This window comes from Geodermatophilus sp. SYSU D00697 (assembly GCF_054050175.1).
Map to the genome: position 1 here is coordinate 1 of NZ_JBJGYV010000027.1, position 19394 is coordinate 19394.

General features: G+C 75.2%; 18 protein-coding genes and 1 tRNA gene. 12 read left to right on the forward strand and 7 right to left on the reverse strand.

Translation table 11 applies throughout. The features are described from left to right. The first annotated feature begins 296 nt into the window (after nucleotides 1-296). Genes ACI79C_RS19545 through nudC form a run of 3 tightly spaced genes read left to right on the forward strand, consistent with a single transcriptional unit; the run spans nucleotide 297 to nucleotide 3930 of the window. Nucleotides 297-1607 carry a M16 family metallopeptidase gene (locus ACI79C_RS19545; protein WP_456947352.1) on the forward strand — a complete coding sequence of 437 codons (1311 nt, stop codon included), beginning with the start codon at nucleotides 297-299 and terminating at the stop codon, nucleotides 1605-1607. After that, complete coding sequence (locus tag ACI79C_RS19550; RefSeq protein WP_456947353.1) at nucleotides 1604-2962, forward strand: M16 family metallopeptidase; 1359 nt, start codon at nucleotides 1604-1606, stop codon at nucleotides 2960-2962. The genes ACI79C_RS19545 and ACI79C_RS19550 overlap by 4 nt, the downstream gene beginning before the upstream one ends. Then, nucleotides 2959-3930 (forward strand): NAD(+) diphosphatase, encoded by a 972-nt coding sequence (gene nudC, locus ACI79C_RS19555; protein WP_456947354.1) that lies wholly within the window; start codon nucleotides 2959-2961, stop codon nucleotides 3928-3930. The genes ACI79C_RS19550 and nudC overlap by 4 nt, the downstream gene beginning before the upstream one ends. Before the next feature lie 38 nt (nucleotides 3931-3968). On the opposite strand, the gene ACI79C_RS19560 is transcribed toward nudC, so the two are convergent. The 3 genes from ACI79C_RS19560 to ACI79C_RS19570 all read right to left on the reverse strand — a co-directional run bounded on the left by ACI79C_RS19560 (nucleotide 3969) and on the right by ACI79C_RS19570 (nucleotide 5601). Beyond that, nucleotides 3969-4514, reverse strand: a complete 546-nt coding sequence (locus ACI79C_RS19560) for a uridine kinase (RefSeq protein WP_456947355.1) — start codon at nucleotides 4512-4514, stop codon at nucleotides 3969-3971. A gap of 101 nt (nucleotides 4515-4615) precedes the next feature. Next, nucleotides 4616-5218, reverse strand: a complete 603-nt coding sequence (locus ACI79C_RS19565; RefSeq protein WP_456947356.1) for an ANTAR domain-containing protein — start codon at nucleotides 5216-5218, stop codon at nucleotides 4616-4618. Between the two features lie 119 nt (nucleotides 5219-5337). After that, complete coding sequence (locus ACI79C_RS19570; RefSeq protein WP_456947357.1) at nucleotides 5338-5601, reverse strand: mycoredoxin; 264 nt, start codon at nucleotides 5599-5601, stop codon at nucleotides 5338-5340. A gap of 147 nt (nucleotides 5602-5748) precedes the next feature. Between ACI79C_RS19570 and ACI79C_RS19575 the strand changes: the two genes are divergently transcribed. The 5 genes from ACI79C_RS19575 to ACI79C_RS19595 all read left to right on the forward strand — a co-directional run bounded on the left by ACI79C_RS19575 (nucleotide 5749) and on the right by ACI79C_RS19595 (nucleotide 9338). Beyond that, nucleotides 5749-7767: an ATP-dependent helicase gene (locus ACI79C_RS19575; protein WP_456947358.1), complete on the forward strand. Its 2019-nt coding sequence runs from the start codon at nucleotides 5749-5751 to the stop codon at nucleotides 7765-7767. A gap of 185 nt (nucleotides 7768-7952) precedes the next feature. Then, a complete protein-coding gene (locus tag ACI79C_RS19580; RefSeq protein ID WP_456947359.1) occupies nucleotides 7953-8297 on the forward strand; it encodes a hypothetical protein in 345 nt (114 codons plus the stop codon). 248 nt (nucleotides 8298-8545) lie between these two features. After that, entirely contained in the window at nucleotides 8546-8782 is a 237-nt protein-coding gene (locus ACI79C_RS19585; RefSeq protein ID WP_456947360.1) for a WhiB family transcriptional regulator, read from the forward strand. Nucleotides 8783-8854: 72 nt separating this feature from the next. Then, nucleotides 8855-9019: a hypothetical protein gene (locus ACI79C_RS19590; protein WP_456918678.1), complete on the forward strand. Its 165-nt coding sequence runs from the start codon at nucleotides 8855-8857 to the stop codon at nucleotides 9017-9019. Between the two features lie 124 nt (nucleotides 9020-9143). Then, complete coding sequence (locus ACI79C_RS19595) at nucleotides 9144-9338, forward strand: hypothetical protein (RefSeq protein WP_456947361.1); 195 nt, start codon at nucleotides 9144-9146, stop codon at nucleotides 9336-9338. Nucleotides 9339-9341: 3 nt separating this feature from the next. Here the strand turns inward: ACI79C_RS19595 and ACI79C_RS19600 are convergent, their stop codons facing one another. The 3 genes from ACI79C_RS19600 to ACI79C_RS19610 form a co-directional block, all read right to left on the reverse strand. Beyond that, nucleotides 9342-10664, reverse strand: coding sequence for an ABC1 kinase family protein (locus ACI79C_RS19600; protein ID WP_456947362.1), 1323 nt, complete (start codon nucleotides 10662-10664; stop codon nucleotides 9342-9344). A gap of 126 nt (nucleotides 10665-10790) precedes the next feature. Beyond that, complete coding sequence (locus tag ACI79C_RS19605; protein WP_456947363.1) at nucleotides 10791-11873, reverse strand: ThiF family adenylyltransferase; 1083 nt, start codon at nucleotides 11871-11873, stop codon at nucleotides 10791-10793. Nucleotides 11874-12003: 130 nt separating this feature from the next. Continuing rightward, nucleotides 12004-12156 (reverse strand): DUF5679 domain-containing protein, encoded by a 153-nt coding sequence (locus ACI79C_RS19610; RefSeq protein ID WP_012950213.1) that lies wholly within the window; start codon nucleotides 12154-12156, stop codon nucleotides 12004-12006. Nucleotides 12157-12532: 376 nt separating this feature from the next. On the opposite strand from ACI79C_RS19610, the gene ACI79C_RS19615 reads away from it, so the two are divergent. Beyond that, nucleotides 12533-13201 (forward strand): M48 metallopeptidase family protein, encoded by a 669-nt coding sequence (locus tag ACI79C_RS19615; protein WP_456947364.1) that lies wholly within the window; start codon nucleotides 12533-12535, stop codon nucleotides 13199-13201. 147 nt (nucleotides 13202-13348) lie between these two features. Here ACI79C_RS19615 and ACI79C_RS19620 read toward each other — a convergent pair whose 3' ends face one another. Beyond that, entirely contained in the window at nucleotides 13349-14746 is a 1398-nt protein-coding gene (locus tag ACI79C_RS19620; protein WP_456947365.1) for a zinc-dependent metalloprotease, read from the reverse strand. A gap of 112 nt (nucleotides 14747-14858) precedes the next feature. Between ACI79C_RS19620 and ACI79C_RS19625 the strand changes: the two genes are divergently transcribed. The 3 genes from ACI79C_RS19625 to ACI79C_RS19635 all read left to right on the forward strand — a co-directional run bounded on the left by ACI79C_RS19625 (nucleotide 14859) and on the right by ACI79C_RS19635 (nucleotide 19217). Beyond that, nucleotides 14859-15881, forward strand: a complete 1023-nt coding sequence (locus ACI79C_RS19625; RefSeq protein ID WP_456947366.1) for a YlbL family protein — start codon at nucleotides 14859-14861, stop codon at nucleotides 15879-15881. A gap of 207 nt (nucleotides 15882-16088) precedes the next feature. Next, complete coding sequence (locus ACI79C_RS19630; protein WP_456947417.1) at nucleotides 16089-19040, forward strand: UPF0182 family membrane protein; 2952 nt, start codon at nucleotides 16089-16091, stop codon at nucleotides 19038-19040. Between the two features lie 103 nt (nucleotides 19041-19143). Continuing rightward, nucleotides 19144-19217, forward strand: a tRNA-Met gene (locus ACI79C_RS19635). Nucleotides 19218-19394 lie beyond the last annotated feature (177 nt).

Consider the following 19394-nt stretch of genomic DNA (forward strand, 5'->3'; position numbering starts at 1 on the left):
GTGCCGTCCCCGGCCTGAGCGGAGCCGATCCCCGTGTCCCGGTGGGGGACCCTGCGGGCCCCGCGACCGGTCCACCGCGGCCCGGTGCCGTCCCCGGCCTGAGCGGAGCCGATCCCCGTGTCCCGGTGGGGGACCCTGCGGGCCCCGCGACCGGTCCACCGCGGCCCGGTGCCGTCCCCGGCCTGAGCGGAGCCGATCCCCGTGTCCCGGTCGGGGACCCTGCGGGCCCCGCGACCGGTCCACCGCGGCCAGGTCCACCACGGCGCTCCGCCGCCGCGTCCGGCTACTGTCGGGACGTGACAGCAGCTGGGGCCGACCTCACCCTCCGGCACCCGGTGGAGCGATTCCGACTGGAGAACGGCCTGCGGGTCGTGCTCGCGCCCGACCGCAGCGTGCCGGTGGTCGCCGTGACCGTCTCCTACGACGTCGGGATGCGCAACGAGCCGCAAGGCCGCACCGGCTTCGCCCACCTCTTCGAGCACCTGATGTTCCAGGGTTCGGCCAACGTGCCGAAGATGGAGCACGCCCGCCTGGTCCAGGCCGCGGGCGGCACCTTCAACGGCTCGACCCACCAGGACTTCACCAACTACTACGAGGCGCTGCCCACCGAGGCGCTCGAGCGCGCCATCTTCCTCGAGGCCGACCGGATGGCGGCGCCGGCGATCACCGAGGAGAACCTCCGCAACCAGATCGACGTGGTGAAGGAGGAGATCCGGGTCAACGTCCTCAACCGGCCCTACGGCGCCTTCCCCTGGCTGCAGCTGCCCCAGATCGCCTTCGAGAGCTTCGCCAACACCCACGACGGCTACGGGTCCTTCGTCGACCTCGAGTCCTCCACGGTCGAGGACGCCACCGACTTCTTCCACCGCTACTACGCGCCGGGCAACGCGGTCGTGTGCATCGGCGGCGACCTCGACGTCGAGGAGACCGAGCGGCTGGTGCGCCGCTGGTTCGGCCCCATCGAGGCGCGCGACGTGCCGCCGACGGTCGCCACCGGCGAGCCGTCCCCGACGAGGGTGCGCTCGGGCGTGGTGGAGGACCGGCTGGCACCGACCCCGGCGGTGGCCGTCGGCTGGCGGGTCCCCGACCCGGTCGGCGACCTCGACACCTACCTGGGCACCGTGCTCCTCGCGGAGCTGCTCAGCGAGAGCGACGCCTCCCGCCTGGAGCGCCGGCTCGTGCACGACGATCAGCTGGCCGTCGCGCAGAGCAGCTACGTCGGCCTGTTCGGCGACCCCTTCGAGGTCCGGGACGCGACGCTGTTGACCACCCAGGTCCACCACCCGGCGTCGGTCACCGTCGAGAAGGTGCTGGCCGCGGTGCACGAGGAGATCGGCAAGATCGCCGACGAGGGCGTCGGCGCCGAGGAGCTCGCGCGCGTGCAGGCCCGCGCCGAGGCGCAGCTGCTGCGCCAGGCCGACTCCGTGCTCGGCCGCACGCTGGCGTTCGGCACGGCCGAGCTGATCCACGGCCGCGCCGAGCTGGCCGGCGAGCTCGCCGCCCGGCTCGCCGCGGTCACCCCCGAGCAGGTGCAGGTCGCCGCCCGCGGGCTGGACCCCGGCACCGCCGCCGTCCTCGAACTGCGCGCGACGGGAGGACGTCGGTGAGTGCCCCGGACCTGATCCCACCCCTGGGCGAGCCCCGCCCGCAGCCCGAGCTGCCGGTCAGCGAGGCCACGCTGCCCAGCGGCCTGCGGCTGGTCGTCGTCCCGCGACCCGGCGTCCCGCTGGTCGAGCTGCGGCTGCGCGTGCCCTTCGCCGCCCCGACGGCGCGGACCGCCGCCACGCACACCGCCCGCACGGCGGTGCTCTCCGGCGCGGTCCTGCTCGGCACGGAAGCCCACGACGCCACCGGCATCGCGCAGCTGTTCCAGGCCCACGGCGGGGAGCTGTCGGTCTCGGCCGACCCCGACCGGCTGCTGTTCTCGACCACGCTGCTGTCCGAGGGCCTGGCCCCGGTCCTCGGGGTGCTCGCCGAGGTGCTCACCAGCGCCACCTTCCCGGCCGACCAGGTCGAGGCCGAGCGCGCCCGCGTCGGTGAGCGCATCTCCATCGCCCGGTCGCAGCCCGGGGTGATCGCGCGCACCGCCCTGGCCGCCCGCCGGTACGGCGCCCACCCCTACGCCGAGCAGCTGCCCACCACCGAGGCGGTCGCCGCGGTGCGCAGCCAGGCGCTGCGCAAGCTGCACCGCGAGCGGGTGCTGCCCGCCGGCAGCACGCTGGTGCTCGTCGGCGACCTCGACCCGGCGGCCGCGATCGAGGCGGCGGGGGAGGCCCTGGCCGGCTGGACCGGCGAGGGGACGGCGGTGAGCGCTCCGCCCGCGCCACAGCTGGTGCCCGGCCACCTCGAGGTGGTCGACCGCCCCGGCGCGGTGCAGTCCAACCTCCGGCTCGGCGGCCCCGCCCCCAGCCGGACCCAGCCCGCCCTGGCCGCCGTGCGGCTGGCCAACATGGTCTACGGCGGCTACTTCTCCTCGCGGCTGGTCGAGAACATCCGCGAGCGGCGGGGCTACAGCTACAGCCCGCGCAGCTCGGTCGACCACCTGGCCGCGGCGTCGTCGTTCCTCGTCGAGGCCGACGTCGCCACCGAGGTCACCGCGCCGGCGATGCTGGAGATCCTCTACGAGCTCGGCCGGATGGCGCTCACCCCGGTCACGGCCGAGGAGCTGGACGGCGCGCGGCGGTACGTGCTCGGCAGCATGGCGCTGTCCACGGCCACGCACGCCGGTCTGGCCAGCACGCTGTCGGCACTGGTCGGCGCCGGGCTCCCGCCGGGCTGGCTGGCCGAGCACCAGCGGGCGCTGGCCGAGGTGACCGTCGAGGAGGTGCAGGCCGCGGCCCGCCGCTACCTGCAGCCCGCCGCGCTGACCGCGGTGGTGGTCGGCGACGCCGAGCGGGTCACCGACGGGCTGCGGGCGCTCGGGCCGGTCGACGTCCGCGCCTCGGCGGAGGTGCCGGCGTGACCGTCCCGGCCGGCGGCAGCACGCCGGCGGACAACCCGCCCCTGCACGACCCCGCGCGGGGCTCCTGGCCGGAGAGCCGGCCGTCCCCGCCGGGTCCGGTGCCGGTCCTCTCCCGGTCCGCGCACGACCGCAGCCACCTCGCGCGGTCGCTGCCCGATCCCACCGGGGGCCGCCCGGTCCGGGTGCTGACCGTCGACGAGCGGCGCACCGTGCCGGTCCAGGAGGACGACGGCCGTCCCCGGCTCCTCTGGGAGGAGCGCACGCAGCTGCCCGAGGGCGCGGTCTACCTGGGCGAGGCCGACGGGGTCCACTTCGCCGCCGTCCGCGGCGACCGGCGGCTCGCCGTCAGCGGCCGGCCGGTCGACAGCTGGAGCGGGCTGCGCGAGCTCGGCGCCGACCTCGACGACCTCGACGCGGGCCTGCTCGCCCAGGCGATCGGGATCCTCGAGTGGCACGAGCGGCACCGGTTCAGCCCGCTGTCCGGGGCGGAGACGACCGTCGAGCGGGCCGGCTGGGTGCGGCGGGACCCGGTGACCGGTGCGGAGCTGTTCCCGCGCACCGACCCGGCCGTGATCATGCTGGTCCACGACGGGAGCGACCGGTGCGTCCTCGGCCGGCAGGCGGTCTGGCCGCCCGGCCGGTTCTCCATCCTCGCCGGGTTCGTCGAACCGGGGGAGTCCGCCGAGGCGGCCGTCGCCCGCGAGGTCGCCGAGGAGGTCGGCGTCCAGGTCACCGACATCCGGTACGTGGGCAGCCAGCCCTGGCCGTTCCCGCAGTCGCTGATGCTCGGCTACACCGCGCGCGTCGAGGGGGACCCGACCCTCCGGCTGGACCCCACCGAGATCGAGGAGGCCCGCTGGTTCACCCGCGACGAGCTGCGCTCCGGCGCCGGCCCGCAGGCACTGCCACCGGCGGTCTCCATCGCCCGGCACATCATCGACCGCTGGGTGGCCGGCGAGCTGGGCTGAGGGCGGCGAGGACCAGGTCACCCGATCTCGGCCGCCCGTCAGGCGAGGCGGCCCCGGAGCACCAGCGCGGGGTGGTCGGGGGAGTCGGCCAGGACGACGGCGTCGGCGAGGGCCACCGGGTCCACCTCGGCGTCGTAGCGGTCGAAGGCGGGCAGCTCCCAGGCCTGGTCCGCCGGCGTGCGCCGCAGACGGGCCGGTGGGGCCACCCGCAGGTGGACGACGACGTCGAACGCGAGCCCGACCCCCTGCAGCAGGGGACCCGGCACGAGCAGCACGCCGCCCGGCGGCATCGGCTCGGGGCGGGCCCGGGCGGCGCGGTCGCGGACGACGTCCCACAGCACCGGCAGGTACCGCCCGGAGCCGCCGGGGCCGACGGGGTCCAGGACCTCGCGGGCCAGCGCCCCGGCGTCGAGCCAGTCGGTGTAGCGGGCGTCGGGGTCGGTGCGGCCGTGCTCGAACCGCAGCGAGGCCGGGCGCAGGAACCCGCCGGCCGGGACGACGGCGGCGGGTCGTCCCAGGGCCGGCAACCGCTCGGCCACGGCGCGGGCCAGGGCCTCGGGCGCCGCGACGTCGGGCCCGTCCACGGCGACCCGGAGCGCGGTCGCCCCGGGCTCGGGCGGCAGGTCCCCGAGCAGCCCCGCCAGCCGGTCGGCGAGCGCCGCCGGGGTCAGCGGCTCCGGACGGGTCAGGACCGCTCCTCCGCGGCCCTCCGCTCGCCGCGTGCCCGGGTGCGCCGGCCGTCGGAGGCGGCGAGCGACTGCGGTGCAGGCGGCGCGGACTCGGCAGGAGGGAGTTCCTCCGCGCGGGCCTCGAGGTCCTCCAGCACCTCGCGGGCGAGGTCGGCGACCGGGCGTCCCTGGGACCGCGCGCTGCCGCGCAGCGACTCGAAGGCGCAGCGGGGAGTGGTGCCGTGCCGCTCGGCCAGGACGCCGATCGCGCGCTCGGTGGACACCCGGGCCGCGAGCGCGTGCTCGAGCTGGGCGACGGTCCGCTCGAGCGCGGCCAGGCGGGCGTCGCGCGGATCGGCGTCGGGCTCGGTCTGCCCGACCGGGCCGCGGGCGGCACGCCGGGCGGTCCGGTCGGGCTCGACCAGGGCGCCCAGTTCCTCGGCGACGAGGTCGGCGAGCGACATGCCCTCGACGAGGTCGGCCACGTCGGCCGCCCGGCCGGGGGCGAGGACCGACCAGCCCCGACCGGTGCGGGCGACCACGACCGCGGGTCCCTCCGACCCGAGTGCGTCGTCCGGGCAGGCGGCCGCGGCGGCTGCGTGCTCGACGCTCGAACTCACGACGGCGTCCTCCGGAGGGCGGGCCCGGCCTCGTGGCCGGGACGTCAGGGGGCCGTGGTCACAGCCCTCGGCCGACGATCATGCCTCCTTGCGCACCGAGTCGGGGGGAACACTCGCCGTCACGCCTGAGCGGCCTGGGCGAGCTGGCTCTTGACCTCGTCGATGCTGGGGTTGGTCAGGGCACTGCCGTCGGCGAACACCAGCGTCGGCACCGTGCGGTTGCCGCCGTTGGCCTGCATGACGACGTCCGCGGCGGCCGGGTCGCGCTCGATGTCGACCTCGGCGTAGTCGATCCCCTCGCGCTGCATCAGCTTCTTCAGCCGCACGCAGTAGCCGCACCAGGTGGTGGTGTACATGGTCACGGCGGCGGTCGCTGCACTCATCGAGGGGGTCCTCCCAGGGATCGGTGGGGCGGCGCGGCGGAGTCCGGCCACCGCGGGGTCAACGCCGCGCGCCCGGGGATGCTTCCCCCCGGCGTCGGTGGCGGCTGGGAGGATGGGAACGGCCATCGAGCAGAGACGGGGGGCCGGATGTCGCAGATCGCCGGAGCGCCCGGCGTCGTGCGGGGCGCCGAGGCGGTGCTCGCGCAGCTGGACGACGAGCAGCGCGCGGCCGCCCAGGCCGTCTCCGGGCCGGTCTGCATCCTCGCCGGTGCCGGCACGGGGAAGACGCGCACCATCACCCACCGGATCGCCTACGGGGTGCACACGGGGGCCTTCGCGCCCGAGCAGGTGCTGGCCGTCACCTTCACCGCGCGCGCCGCCGGGGAGCTGCGCGGCCGCCTCGCCGGGCTCGGGGTCGGGGGGGTGCAGGCGCGCACGTTCCACGCCGCGGCGATGCGCCAGCTGCGCTACTTCGCCCCGCGGGTCCTGGGCGGGCCGATGCCGGGGCTGGTGGAGAACAAGCTGCGGCTGGTCGCCACCGCGGCCTCCCGGTCCCGGCTCTCCACCGACCGCACGAGCCTGCGCGACCTCGCCAGCGAGATCGAGTGGGCCAAGACCACCCTGGCCACCCCGGACGACTACCCGGCCCGCGCGCAGGCCGCCGGTCGGGAGCCGCCGTTCGAGCCGGCCGCCGTCGCCTCGGTCTACGCCAGCTACGAGTCGGCCAAGCAGCGCGACGGCGTCCTCGACTTCGAGGACCTCCTGCTCGTCACCGCCTACACACTCGAGGAGCACCCGGACGTCGCGCGTCAGGTGCGCGGCCAGTACCGGCACTTCGTCGTCGACGAGTACCAGGACGTCAACCCGCTGCAGCAGCGGCTGCTCGACGCCTGGCTCGGTGGCCGGGCCGACGTGTGCGTCGTCGGGGACCCCAACCAGACGATCTACAGCTTCACCGGCGCCGACCCCGACTACCTGCTCGGCTTCGCCGACCGCTATCCCGACGCCGAGGTGGTCAAGCTGGAGCGGGACTACCGCTCCACCCCGCAGGTGGTGGCGCTGGCCAACAAGCTGATCGGGCAGGCCCCGCGGCGGAAGGGGCTGCCGGGTCTGCGGTTGCTGGGCCAGCGCGCGGAGGGCCCGGCGCCGCGGTTCTTCGAGCACCCCGACGAGCCGACCGAGGCGGCCGCCGTCGCGCAGGCCTGCCGCGCCCTCGTCGAGGCGGGGATGCCGGCCGCCGAGATCGCCGTGCTGTTCCGGATCAACGCCCAGTCCGAGGTCTACGAGAACGCGCTCAGCGCCGCGGGCGTGCCCTACGTGCTCAAGGGCGGGGAGCGGTTCTTCGAGCGGCCCGAGGTGCGGGAGGCCCTGCTGCTGCTGCGCGGCGCCGCGGCCGGCGGGAGCGAGCCCGGCGCGCTGGTGCCCACCGTTCGCGACGTGCTGGCCTCCACCGGCTGGGCCGAGCACCGGCCCCCGCCGGGCGGCGCCGCGCGCGACCGCTGGCAGTCCCTCGCCGCGCTGGTCGACCTCGCCGTCGACCTGGTGGCCGAGGACCCGACGATGGACCTCGCCGGCTTCGTCACCCACCTGGCCGCGCGGGCCGACGCGCAGCACGCGCCCACGGTGCAGGGCGTCACCCTGGCCTCGATGCACGCGGCCAAGGGTCTGGAGTGGGACGCGGTGTTCGTCGTCGGCCTCGTGGACGGCGTGGTGCCGATCGCCCAGTCGCTGTCCCGACCCGAGGCGGTGGAGGAGGAACGGCGGCTGCTCTACGTGGCCGTGACCCGGGCCCGCGAGCAGCTGACGCTGTCGTGGTCGCTGGCCCGCAACCCCGGTGGCCGCCGGTCGCGGCCGCGCAGCCGGTTCCTCACCGGGCTGGTCCCGGAGTCCACGCCCACGGCCGCGCCGCCCCCGCGGCGGCAGAAGCGCGCCAAGGTGGTCCTCGAGGGCGAGGCGGGGGAGCTGTTCGAACGGCTCCGGGCCTGGCGCAGCGAGGCCGCCGCGTCCGCGTCGGTCCCCGCCTACGTGGTCTTCACCGACGCGACCCTGCAGGCCATCGCCGAGTCGCGCCCGGCCACGCTGCGCGAGCTGGCCGCCCTGCCCGGCATCGGCGCGCGCAAGCTCGAGCTCTACGGCGAGGACGTGCTGGCCACCGTCAGCACCTGAGACATCGCCGTCCGCGACGGCGGACGGGTGACCTGGGTCACTCCGACACGGCGGGGTTAATTGCGTTGACCCTCCTCGCGGTGGGCCCCTACTGTCCTTCTCGCGCTCGGGGCACCGCCCCGGGCCGCACCAAGACCGAGACCGGCCGGCAGGCCGGGATCCGACCCCGGAGAGGAGGGGGACCGATGATCACCACGATGTGGATCGACGCCCCCGCCGGGGTCTCCGGCCCGGGGAGCCTCGACGTGCGCCCGGCCGCCCACGCGGTGCCGTCCGCCGCCCAGCGTCTCCGCGCCCTGCCCCTGACCGCCGTCGTCGCCGGCGCGCCCACCTGCGTGCCCGCCGTCGCGACCCCGGTCTTCGGCATCGACGTCCCCGGCGCTCCGCAGTTCGACCTCGTGCCCACCGGCCGTGGCCGCGGCGCCCTCCGTGCGACCGATGAGTTCGGCACCGGCATCGACGTCACCCAGGACGAGCAGAACGACGGCACCACCCTCGGGATCCCCTCCTCGAGGAGACCGCTGAGCTAGCGCTCGACCGGTCCTCCTCGAGGCCGCGGAACCCGAACACCGGGCTCCGCGGCCTCTCTCATTCGACACCGCGGCACCCGGCCCCGACTCCCGGTCGGCGGGTCCCCGCCGGCTGACGACGACGAGTACGAGGAGGAGCGGCAGTGCAGCAGGCGATCGACCGCCCGACGTCCCACCGCCGACCCGGGCTCCCCCGGACCGGCGGCTCCCTCCCCCGACGGCCGGCGACCCCGGTGTCCCCGGCTCCGGTGCGGCTCCCGTTGCCGTGCCGGACCGACCCGGACCTGTGGTTCGCCGACAGCCCGGCCCAGCTCGAGCAGGCCAAGACGCTCTGCGCGAACTGCCCGGTCCGGGACGCCTGCCTGGCCGGCGCGCTCGACCGCGGCGAGCCGTGGGGCGTCTGGGGCGGCGAGATCTTCGAGCGCGGCGTGGTCATCCCGCGGAAGCGGCCACGCGGACGCCCCCGCAAGGTCGCGGTCGCCTGACCCGACCGACCGGACCACCACCCACCCCGGCCCGCCGACCGGCGGGCTCCCCGAGACCTCCGAGGACTGAAGGTGCACACCATCGAGTACGACCTCGCCGTCGACCGACTGCGCGAACTGCGCGCCGAGGCCGACACCGCCGCGCGCGCCCACCGGTTGCGTGCCGCCCGCCGCTGGGCCCGTCGCGCCGAGCAGGCGACGCGGCGTGCCGCGCGGGCCAGCGCCGCCGTCCGCTGACGGCGGTCCCTCTCGCGGAGGCCGCGTGCTTCCGCCCGGTCCGCGGCCGGTCCCGGACGCTCCCGGTGCGTCCGGGCCGGCCGCCCTCCTGTGCTCGGCTCCTCCCGGCGGGCAGGCTGGGGGAGTGGACGACGAGCTGATCTGCGCCCGGTGCGGCCGGAGCGGCACCCCGGCCGACGTGACGAGCGGCTGGTCGCTGAGCACCCCGCCCCGGGCGACCGGCGTCCCCGGCCCGCGGATGCCGGGACCGCTGACCGCGCTGTGCCCCGGGTGCGCGCGGGAGCACCTCCGCGACCTCGAGGCGCGGCTGGACCCGTGACGCTCACCCGGTGAAGCCGGGCAGCCACTCCTCGATGACGCTGCGGAAGTCGGCCGCGGCGTCGAGCTGGCAGAGCACGCCGATCGAGCCGATCGTCACCCGGTGGATGAGCAGGTAGGCCGGGGGCAGGTTGAGCATCCGGCCGAGCCGGCTGGCCTCGCTGCGCGGGTCGGCGATGCGGGCGGCCTGCTCCTGCATCCAGGCCCGGGTGAACTGGAAGTGGTGGCTCTCGATCGGCTCCAGCAGCGGCCGCAGGTAGTCCAGCACCCCCTGCGCGTCGACCTCGACCCCGGGTCGCACGAAGCCCTCCGTGCGCAGGTCGGCCAGGACGTCGTCGGCGCGGCCTTCGAGGGCCCAGCGCACCAGCCTGCCGATCGGCTCCGGGTGGCCGTCGGGGAGGCGGGCGGTCGCGCCGAAGTCGATGACCCCCAGCCGCCCGTCGGCGAGCAGGCGGAAGTTGCCCGGGTGCGGGTCGGCGTGCAGCAGCCCGGCCCGCTGGGGACCGGAGAAGTGCAGCACCGACATCAGCAGGCCGGCGCGGTCGCGCTGCTCGCGCGTGCCCGAGGCGATGATCCGCGACAGCGGCGTCCCCTCCAGCCACTCCGAGACGATCACCTTGGGCGCGCTGGCCACGACCCGGGGGACGACGATCTGCTCGTCGTCGACGTAGGCCGCGGCGAAGGCCCGCTGGGAGTCGGCCTCGAGCCCGTAGTCGAGCTCCTCGACGACCCGGGCCTTGAGCTCGGCGATGAGCGGCTTGACGTCCATCCCCGGGAACAGCGCGGCGAACAGCCGGGCGAAGCGGGAGAGCTGGTTGAGGTCGGCCATCAGCGCCGTGGCCGCACCCGGGTACTGGATCTTCACCGCGACGTCGCGCCCGTCCCGCCAGGTGCCGCGGTGCACCTGACCGATGCTGGCCGCGGCCGCGGGGGCGTCGTCGAAGTGCCGGAAGCGCTCCCGCCACTTCCCGCCCAGCTGCTGGGCGAGGACCCCGTGGACCGTGCGCGCCGCCATCGGCGGCGCCTCCTCCTGCAGCTTCACCAGCGCCTCGCGGTAGGGCGCGGCGACCTCCTCGGGGACCGCGGCCTCGAACACCGACAGCGTCTGACCGAGCTTCATCGCCCCGCCCTTGAGCTGCCCCAGGACGGCGAACAGCTGCTCGGCGGTGCGTTGCTGCAGCTCGGCGGTGACGGCGTCGGCGGGCCGGCCGGACAGCCGCTTGCCGATGCCGAGGGTGGCACGGCCGGCCGCGCCCAGGGGGAGGGAGGCCAGCCGTGCGGTCCGTGAGACCGAGCCCCGTGGGATGCCCCGTCCGGTCTCGGTCACGCGGTCTCCTCGCTGGCCGTCGTCAGGCCGCAGTCGCGGCGGCACCAGGCCCCCCGTGTGGGCTCGCCGGCGCACTCTGCCCGCCATTGTCACCCGATGGGTGGGTGCAGCGCTGGAGGAGGGGTCTCATGTCCCTCCATCGGGGCCGTGGGCATCCGCGGGGCACCCGCAGGCGGGGTGCACCGGCCAGCGGCGCAGCCGGGGTACCAGGTCGGGCAGCTGCAGCTCCACCGTCGCCCCGAGGGTGGCGGGGGCGCCGCTGCCGTCGAGGTAGGCGAGCACCTGAACGGCCGCGGTGACCGCCGTCATCAGGCAGGTGACGGTGGCGCCGCCCGGGGGTGCCGGCGCCGCGGTGAGCTGGACGGCGAGCGTGGGCCACCGCGGCTCGGCGTCCCGCCGGTGCAGGTCGGCACAGCGCAGGCAGCTGGTGGCACCGGGCACCACGAGGGGGCCGACCACACCGGTCTGCCCACGGACGGTGGCCACCAGGTGGGGCACGCCACGGCGTTGGAGGCCTGCGACCAGCGGGTCGGAGGCGGCCCACGGGCGGGTGAGGACGACCAGGTCACCGGGCGTGCCGGCGGGCAGCGGGCGCACGTCGGCCAGCGGGCTGGCGCGGCGGACGGCGTCGGCGGCGGCCAGCGCACGCTCGCGACCCTCGTCCGCGGCGTCGAGCCCCCCGACGACGGCGTCCCCGGCGGTGACCGGGCCGGCGTCCCGGACGCTGACCCGGCCCACGCCGCTCGCGGCCAGGACGGCGGCCAGCGGCACCCCCACCCGCGTCGCCCCCTCGACGACCACGGACGCTCCGCGGCGGGCGCGCCAGGGTGACCCCCGCCGCTGCCCGCGGGCCGCGGCCGAGGGGAGCTCCGACCGCGTCCGCGCCGCAGCGGCCGGGCCGGCGTCCGAAGCCAGCAGGTCGGTGGCGTCGACGTCGACCAGCAGGCCGGTCGCCCGCAGGCCGTCGAGCAGTGTGGAGACCGCGGCGGGGTCGTGCCCCGCACGGGCGGCGTCGGTCAGGACGCCCCGCTGGGTGCGCCGCCCGTCCAGCCCGCGCAGCAGCGCGGCGAGGCCGTCCGCACCGGGCGTCACGAGCAACCCGTCGGTGGAGTCGGCCCCGCCGACCCGGAGCGTGGCGCGGTCGCCGGACCCCGGCAGCCGCAGGAGGGGGACGTCCGGGGGGAGGAGCGGGTGTGCGGTGTCGTCCACACCGGCAGGTTCGCAGCCGCGCGGCCGCGGGTGCCCGCGTCGTCCACAGACGCCGACGGCGTCCACAGGTGCCGGAGACGACGACGGCGGCACCCGCCGCGCGGGTGCCGCCGTGGAGGGCCGGGCGGACTCAGGCCTTGCCGAGGATCCGGTTCATCTTGGTGCCGCAGACGGGGCAGGTGCCCTGCGCCATGCGGCGGCCGGACTCGCTGACCTTGACCTCGCCGTCGAAGTCCCGCTTCTCCTTGCACTTCACGCAGTAGCCGTTGTAGCTCTCCGCCACGGTGCCTCCTCTTCTCCAGGCCTGCTCGGTGCCCGTCCCGGGCGCCGTCCTCCGGAACGCTACCCGTGACGAGCGCGCCCACTCGGGGTGACGGTCAACCCGTCACCCACAGCCTGTGGACAAAGCTGTGGAGCGCGTGGGGACGCGACGGCGTGTCCCTGTGCGCGAACGGGGGACGGGGCCGTGCACCGGTCCCTGCGCGAGGTGGCGACGGCGGCTCCGACCTGCGGTAACGCGGTCACAGGGCTGTGGACGGCGGCGTGACGGGGCACCCGTCCCCGGGACGGGCGCCCTCGTGTCCACCGTCCGTGCGACATGCACCCGCGGTCGGCCCGGTGGTGCGGCGCGGCCGCGCGGCGGTGGCTACGGTGCCTGCGTGCCCGGAACGCCTCCCGACACCCCGCACCGCCCGGTCCCGGTCCCCTCTCCGCGGGAGGCCCGGGGCTCCCGCGCCGTCCCCGCGAACCGGTCGGACCGGAGTGCGTCGGCGACGGTGCTGCCCGGGGACGTGGAGGTCCGCCGCAGCGCGCGGCGCCGGCGGACGGTGACCGCCTACCGGGAGTCCGGCCGGACGGTCGTGCTCATCCCGGCGGCGTTCAGCCCGGCCGAGGAGCGTCGGTGGGTGGCGCAGATGGTCGCCAAGCTGCAGACCCGCGAGGAGCGCCGCCGCCGGTCCCTCGGTGGGGACGACGAGCTGATGGCCCGCGCCCGGGCGCTGTCGTCCGCCCACCTCGACGGCGTGCCGCAGCCGGCCAGCGTCCGCTGGGTCGACAACCAGCAGCGGCGCTGGGGGTCGTGCACCCCGGCGGACGGGACCATCCGGCTGTCGAGCCGGCTCCGGGCGATGCCGGAGTACGTCGTCGACTACGTGCTGGTGCACGAGCTGGCGCACCTGATCGAGCCCAGCCACGACGCGCGGTTCTGGACCCTCGTGGCCCGCTACCCGAAGGCCGAGCGCGCCCGCGGGTTCCTGGAGGGTGTGGAGCTCTCGCACGCCGACGGCGCGGAACCGGCCGCCGGCGGCGAGGACGACCTGGTCGACTGAGGAAGAACCCCTTGCCCCCACCGCTCGCACGCTCGCGGCGGGACCCTACAGGGGGCCTGGGTGCGCCGCTGCCCGTGTCCCGGTCGGGAGACCCTGCGGGCCTCCGCGACCGGTCCACCCCGGCTGCGTACGGTCCCCGGGCCCGACTCAGGGCTTCTCGGTGTCTCCGCCGGCGTCGTCCTCGTCCGTCGGCTTCTCCTCCGCGGAGTCCTCGGTGAGGGCGCGCAGCTCGTCGTCCACACCTTGCCGGGCCACGAAGTCCAGGGGCTCGTCGAGGTCGTCGGAGGTCGGCAGGAGGTCGGGGTGGGACCACAGGCGGTCGCGCTCGGCATTGCCGTACCGCTGCGCCATGGCGCCCCAGACGGTGGCCGCGTCCCGCAGCCGCCGCGGCCGCAGCTGCAGCCCGACCAGCGTGGCGAAGGTCTGCTCGGCCGGGCCGCCGGAGGCGCGGCGGCGGCGCATGGTCTCGGCCAGCGCGCCGTGGCCGGGCAGTCGCTCGCCTGCGGCCGCCGCGACGACGGCGTCCACCCAGCCCTCGACCAGTGCCAGCAGGGTCTCCAGCCGGCGCAGCGCCATCTGCTGCTCCGGGGTCTCCTCCGGCTCGAGCAGCCCGCTGCCCAGCAGCTGCTGGATGCTCTCGGGGTTGCTCGGGTCGATCCCGCCCATCGAGCCCATGGCCTCGTTGATGCCGCGCTCGATGGCCTCACGGTCGACCTCGATGCCGCGGGCGTAGGCGTGCACCGCGTCGTGCAGCTGCTGGCGCAGCCACGGCACGTGCACGAACAGCCGCTGGGAGGCGGCCTCGCGCAGCGCCAGGAACAGCCGGACCTCCTCGGCCGGGCGGTCCAGGCCCGCCGCGAACTCGGCCACGTTCTGCGGCAGGAGGACGCCGGCGCCCGAGGGGGCCAGGGGGATGCCGACCTCGGTGCTGGTGAGCACCTCACCGGAGAGCCGTCCCAGCGCCTGGCCGACCTGGGCGCCGAACATCAGCCCGCCCATCCGGCCCATGATCCCGGCCAGCGGCCCGGCCATCGCCGCGGCCTCGGCGGGGAGCGCGCTGGTCATCGCGCCGACCACCCGCTCGGCCAGCGGGTCGATGAGCTCGCTCCACGCGGGGAGGGTCTGCTCGACCCACTCCACCCGGGACCACGCCAGTGCGCGGTCCACGCCGGAGGGCAGCTCGGTCACCTGGTCCAGCCAGAGGTCGGCCAGTCGCAGTGCGTCGGTGACGGCGGCCCGTTCGGCCTCGGACGTCGGCTGGGAGCCGGTGGCCAGCGTGCTGATGGCCCCCTGACGGGCGAGGTCCCAGTTGACCGGCCCGCCCGACCAGTTCATGAGCTTCTGCAGCTCGGCGAACAGCGGCATCTTGCCGAGGAGGTCCTCGGGGGTGCCCGCACCGCCGGCGCCGCCGCCGAAGAGGGCCCCGAGCCCGAACGGGTCGTTGCCCCCGCCCGACCCGGGCGGCATGCCGCCGCCCGATCCGGGCTGGTCGCGGCGCTCGGGGTCGCGATCGGGGAGGCCGAAGCCGAACGGGAGATCGCTCATACCCCCACGGTAGACGGGTGATCTCTGTCGAGAGGGTCCGTCCGCCCGCAGCGCAAGCCGGAACCGCCGAGGCCCCGGCTCCGTTCAGCCCGGCCACATAAGCTCGCCGGTCGTGACCCGTCGGATCGCCGTCCTCAGCGTCGGTGTCGTGCTGCTCGTGGTCTTCGGCGTGCTCGGTTCCGCCGTGCCCGTGCCCTACGTCGCGCAGGTGCCCGGGCCCACCTTCGACACCCTCGGCGAGATCGACGGCGAGCCGGTCATCAGCGTCGAGGGCCGCGAGCGCAACGACGTCGAGGGAGAGCTGACGCTCACCACCGTGGGTGTGAGCCGCGCCGGGCTGAGCCTGGTCGAGGCGGTGCAGGGCTGGTTCGACGACGAGGTGAGCGTCGTCCCCGAGGAGGCGGTGTACCCCTCCGACCGCTCCGAGGAGGAGACCCGCGAGGCCAACCGGCAGGCCTTCCTCACCTCCGAGGAGGCCGCCGAGGCCGCGGCGCTCTCGCAGCTGGGCTACCCGGTGAAGGTGGTCGTGCGGGGCCTGACCGAGGACTCGCCGTCCGACGGACTGCTGCAGGAGGGCGACGCCATCGACAGCGTCGACGGCCGGGCCACCCCGGACATGCAGACGCTGGACGACGTCCTCGCCTCGATCCCCGGCGGGTCCACCGTCACCGTCGGCCTCACCCGCCTCGGGCAGGCCGAGACGGCCACCGTCACGACCCGGGCCGCGGAGGACGACGAGGGGTCGCTGCTGGGCGTGCTCGTCCGCGAGCAGCCGTCGGCACCCTTCGACATCGACATCCGGGTCGAGGACGTCGGCGGCCCGTCGGCCGGGCTGATGCTCACCCTCGGGATCCTCGACCTGGTCGGGGACACCGACCTGACCGGCGGGGCCCTGGTGGCCGGGACCGGCACCATCGACGCCGACGGAGACGTCGGCCCGATCGGCGGCATCCAGTTGAAGATGGTCGCCGCCGCGGACATCGGCGCCGAGGTGTTCCTCGTGCCCGCCGACAACTGCGCCGACGCCCTGGCCGCACCGCAGGAGGGGCTCGTCACCGCCCGGGTGGCCACCCTCGACGACGCCCTCGCCGCGCTGGCCGACGTCCGCGCCGGGCGGACACCGGAATCCTGCTGAGGGCGCCCCGGCGACACATCGGGGCCCCGGTGGGGGAAGCTGTTCCCGAGAGCGGGCGACCGGGGGAACCCGGCGCGGTCCCACGCGTTGATCTGGGTTGACCGGAACGGCGCCGGGGCGTCCGTTCCGGGCCGGCCCGACCGTCCGCGGCCGGGGACGTCCGTGGCCGCCCGCCACGACTGCAACTGAAGGAGACCGCTCGTGGCCATGCGGCCCCCCGTGTCCGTGCCGACGCTGTCGCGGCGCGCGAAGGTGGTCATCGGGGCCATCGCCGTGCTGCTGGTGCTGTTCACGGCCATCGGGACCCTGACGAACGTCTACGTCGACTACCTGTGGTTCGACGAGACGAACTACACCGAGGTCTTCTGGACCGAACTGCAGACCCGTGCGCTGCTGTTCGCCGTGGCCGGCGTGGCCACCGGCGGCCTGACGGCCCTGGCCATCTACCTCGCCTACCGGTTCCGGCCCACGTTCCGGCCGATGTCGCTCGAGCAGCAGAACCTCGAGCGCTACCGGCAGTCGCTGGAGCCGCGCCGGACCCTGGTGCTGACCGCGGTCGCTGTCGTGCTGGGTCTGTTCGCCGGGTTCACCGCCCAGGGCAACTGGGAGACCTGGCTGAGGTTCCGCAACGCCACGGACTTCGGCCGGACCGACCCGCAGTTCGGGCTGGACCTGTCGTTCTTCGTCTTCGACTACCCCTTCTACCGCCTGCTGCTCGGCTTCGGCTTCGCCATCGTGCTGCTGGCGCTGATCGGCTCGCTGCTCACCCACTACGTGTTCGGCGGACTCCGCCTGCAGACGCCGGGGCAGAAGCTCACGTCGGCGGCGATGGTGCAGCTGTCGGTGCTGCTCGGGCTGTTCGTGGCGCTCAAGGCGGTGGCCTACTGGCTCGACCGGTACGGGCTGGTCTACTCCGACCGCGGTGAGCTGTTCAACGGCGCCAGCTACACCGACGTCAACGCCCTCCTCCCGGCGAAGACGATCCTGGTGTTCGCCGCGGCGGTGTGCGCCGTCGCGTTCTTCGCCAACGTCGCCGTCCGCAACTTCCGGCTGCCGGCCGCGGCGCTGGTGCTGCTGCTGCTGTCCAGCCTGGTGATCGGCGTGGCCTACCCGGCGATCGTGCAGCAGTTCGTCGTCCGCCCCAGCGCCGACCAGCGTGAGGCCGACTACATCCAGCGGGCGATCGCCTCCACGCGCGACGCCTACGACCTCGCCGACGTCGAGTACGTCGACTACGCCCAGACCAGCACCGGGGAGTCGGTCGACACCGCGGCGGCGCAGGCCGAGCTGCGCAACGACACCGAGACCATCCCGAACGCCCGCCTGCTGGACCCCAACGTCCTGTCCGACACGTTCACGGCGCGCCAGCAGATCCGCAACGTGTACGGCTTCCCCGAGAAGCTCGACATCGACCGGTACACGATCGACGGCGAGACCCGCGACTACGTCGTCGCCGTCCGTGAGCTCAACAGCGACGCGCTGTCGGAGAACCAGGACACCTGGATCAACCGGCACACCGTCTACACGCACGGCAACGGGTTCGTGGCCGCGCCGGCCAACCAGGTCGTGGCCGGCCAGGAGGGCGGCGAGCCCAACTTCACCACCCGCGACCTGCCCACGACGGGGAACATCGACGTCGAGCAGTCGCGGATCTACTACGGCGAGCTGATCGGCAGCGACAACTACTCGGTCGTCGGTGCGCCGGAGGGGGCCACCCCGCGGGAGTTCGACCAGCCCGAGGACGGGTCGGACGAGGGCCAGATCAACAACACCTACGACGGCGAGGGTGGCGTCGCGATCGGCAGCTTCTTCCGCCAGCTGACCTTCGCGATCTACTACCGGGAGCGCAACTTCCTGCTCTCCAGCGCGGTCAACGACGCCTCGAAGGTGCTCTACGTCCGTGACCCGCGGGACCGCGTCGAGAAGGCCGCGCCGTTCCTCGAGGTCGACGGCGACCCGTACCCGGCGGTGATCGGCGGGCGGATCCAGTGGATCCTCGACGGCTACACCACCTCGGACTCCTACCCGTACTCCGAGTCGATGGAGCTGGGCGAGGCCGCGTCGGACGCGCTCACCGGCACCGGGACGACGGCCCTGCCCAACGAGCAGTTCAACTACATCCGCAACTCGGTGAAGGCGACGGTGGACGCCTACGACGGCACCGTCACCCTCTACCAGTGGGACGTCGACGACCCGGTCCTGAAGACCTACATGAAGGCCTTCCCCGGCGTCGTCCAGCCGCGCGAGCAGATGTCGGACGAGCTGGTCGGCCACGTGCGCTACCCGGAGGACCTGTTCAAGCTGCAGCGGGACGTCCTGACCCGGTACCACGTCAGCGACCCGGTCGACTTCTACAACCAGAACGACCGCTGGCAGGTGCCCGCCGACCCGACGCAGGACACCCAGGAGGCGCAGCCGCCGTACTACATCCTGGCCCAGCGGCCCGGTGACGAGCGGGCGAGCTTCCAGCTCACCAGCGCGCTCAACGCCTTCCGCCGGGAGAACCTCTCCTCGTTCATCTCCGCGTCCAGCGACCCGGCGACCTACGGGGAGATCCAGGTGCTGCGGCTGCCGGGCAACACGCCCTTCCGCGGCCCGCAGCAGGTGCAGCAGTCGTTCAACACCAACGACCAGGTCCGGCCGGACGTGACGCTGTTCAACAGCCAGGAGTCGCGGGCGGTCTTCGGCAACCTGCTGACCCTGCCCATCGGCGGGGACGGCCTGCTCTACGTGCAGCCGCTCTACGTCGAGGGCACCGGGGACAACTCCTTCCCGCTGCTGCGCAAGGTGCTGGTCAACTACGGCGGCCGGGTGGGCTACGCCAACACCCTCGCCGAGGCCCTGGACCAGGTCTTCGGCGCCGGGGCGGGGGAGGCGGCAGCCGACAGCGACGAGACGGCGGAGGAGCCCACGACGCCGAGCCCCTCGCCGTCACCCAGCCCCTCGCCGACGACCACGCCGGCACCTCCGGCGGACGGCGGGACGGCGGACACGCCGGAGCTCCAGTCGGCCGTCAACGGGATCAACTCCGCGCTGCAGGCCCTGGAGAACGCGCAGCGCTCCGGCGACTTCGCCGCCCAGGGTCAGGCGCTCGAGGACCTGCAGGCCGCCGTGGACGCCTACGAGGCCGCTCAGGCCGCGGCTGGCGGCGGCGGGTGACCCGCGGGGCGGGACGGGTCCAGGCCCGTCCCGCCCTGTGGTGGGGCCCACCCCGGGGCCGGGTGCACACCCGGCCGGCGGCGGGGTACAGTGGTCTCACCGACGCGGGGTGGAGCAGCTCGGTAGCTCGCTGGGCTCATAACCCAGAGGTCGCAGGTTCGAATCCTGCCCCCGCTACTCACCAGGGTCGGAAAACCGGTCCCTGACAGCGAAGACCGGCGCAATCGCGCCGGTCTTCGCTGCATTGCGGGCCGGTCACCCGACAGATCTCCGGATCTCCCGATGGCTGGAGCACCCCTGCCTGCGCAGGCCGACGCTACCCGGCCCCCGCTGACCACCCGTTTCGCGGTGCTG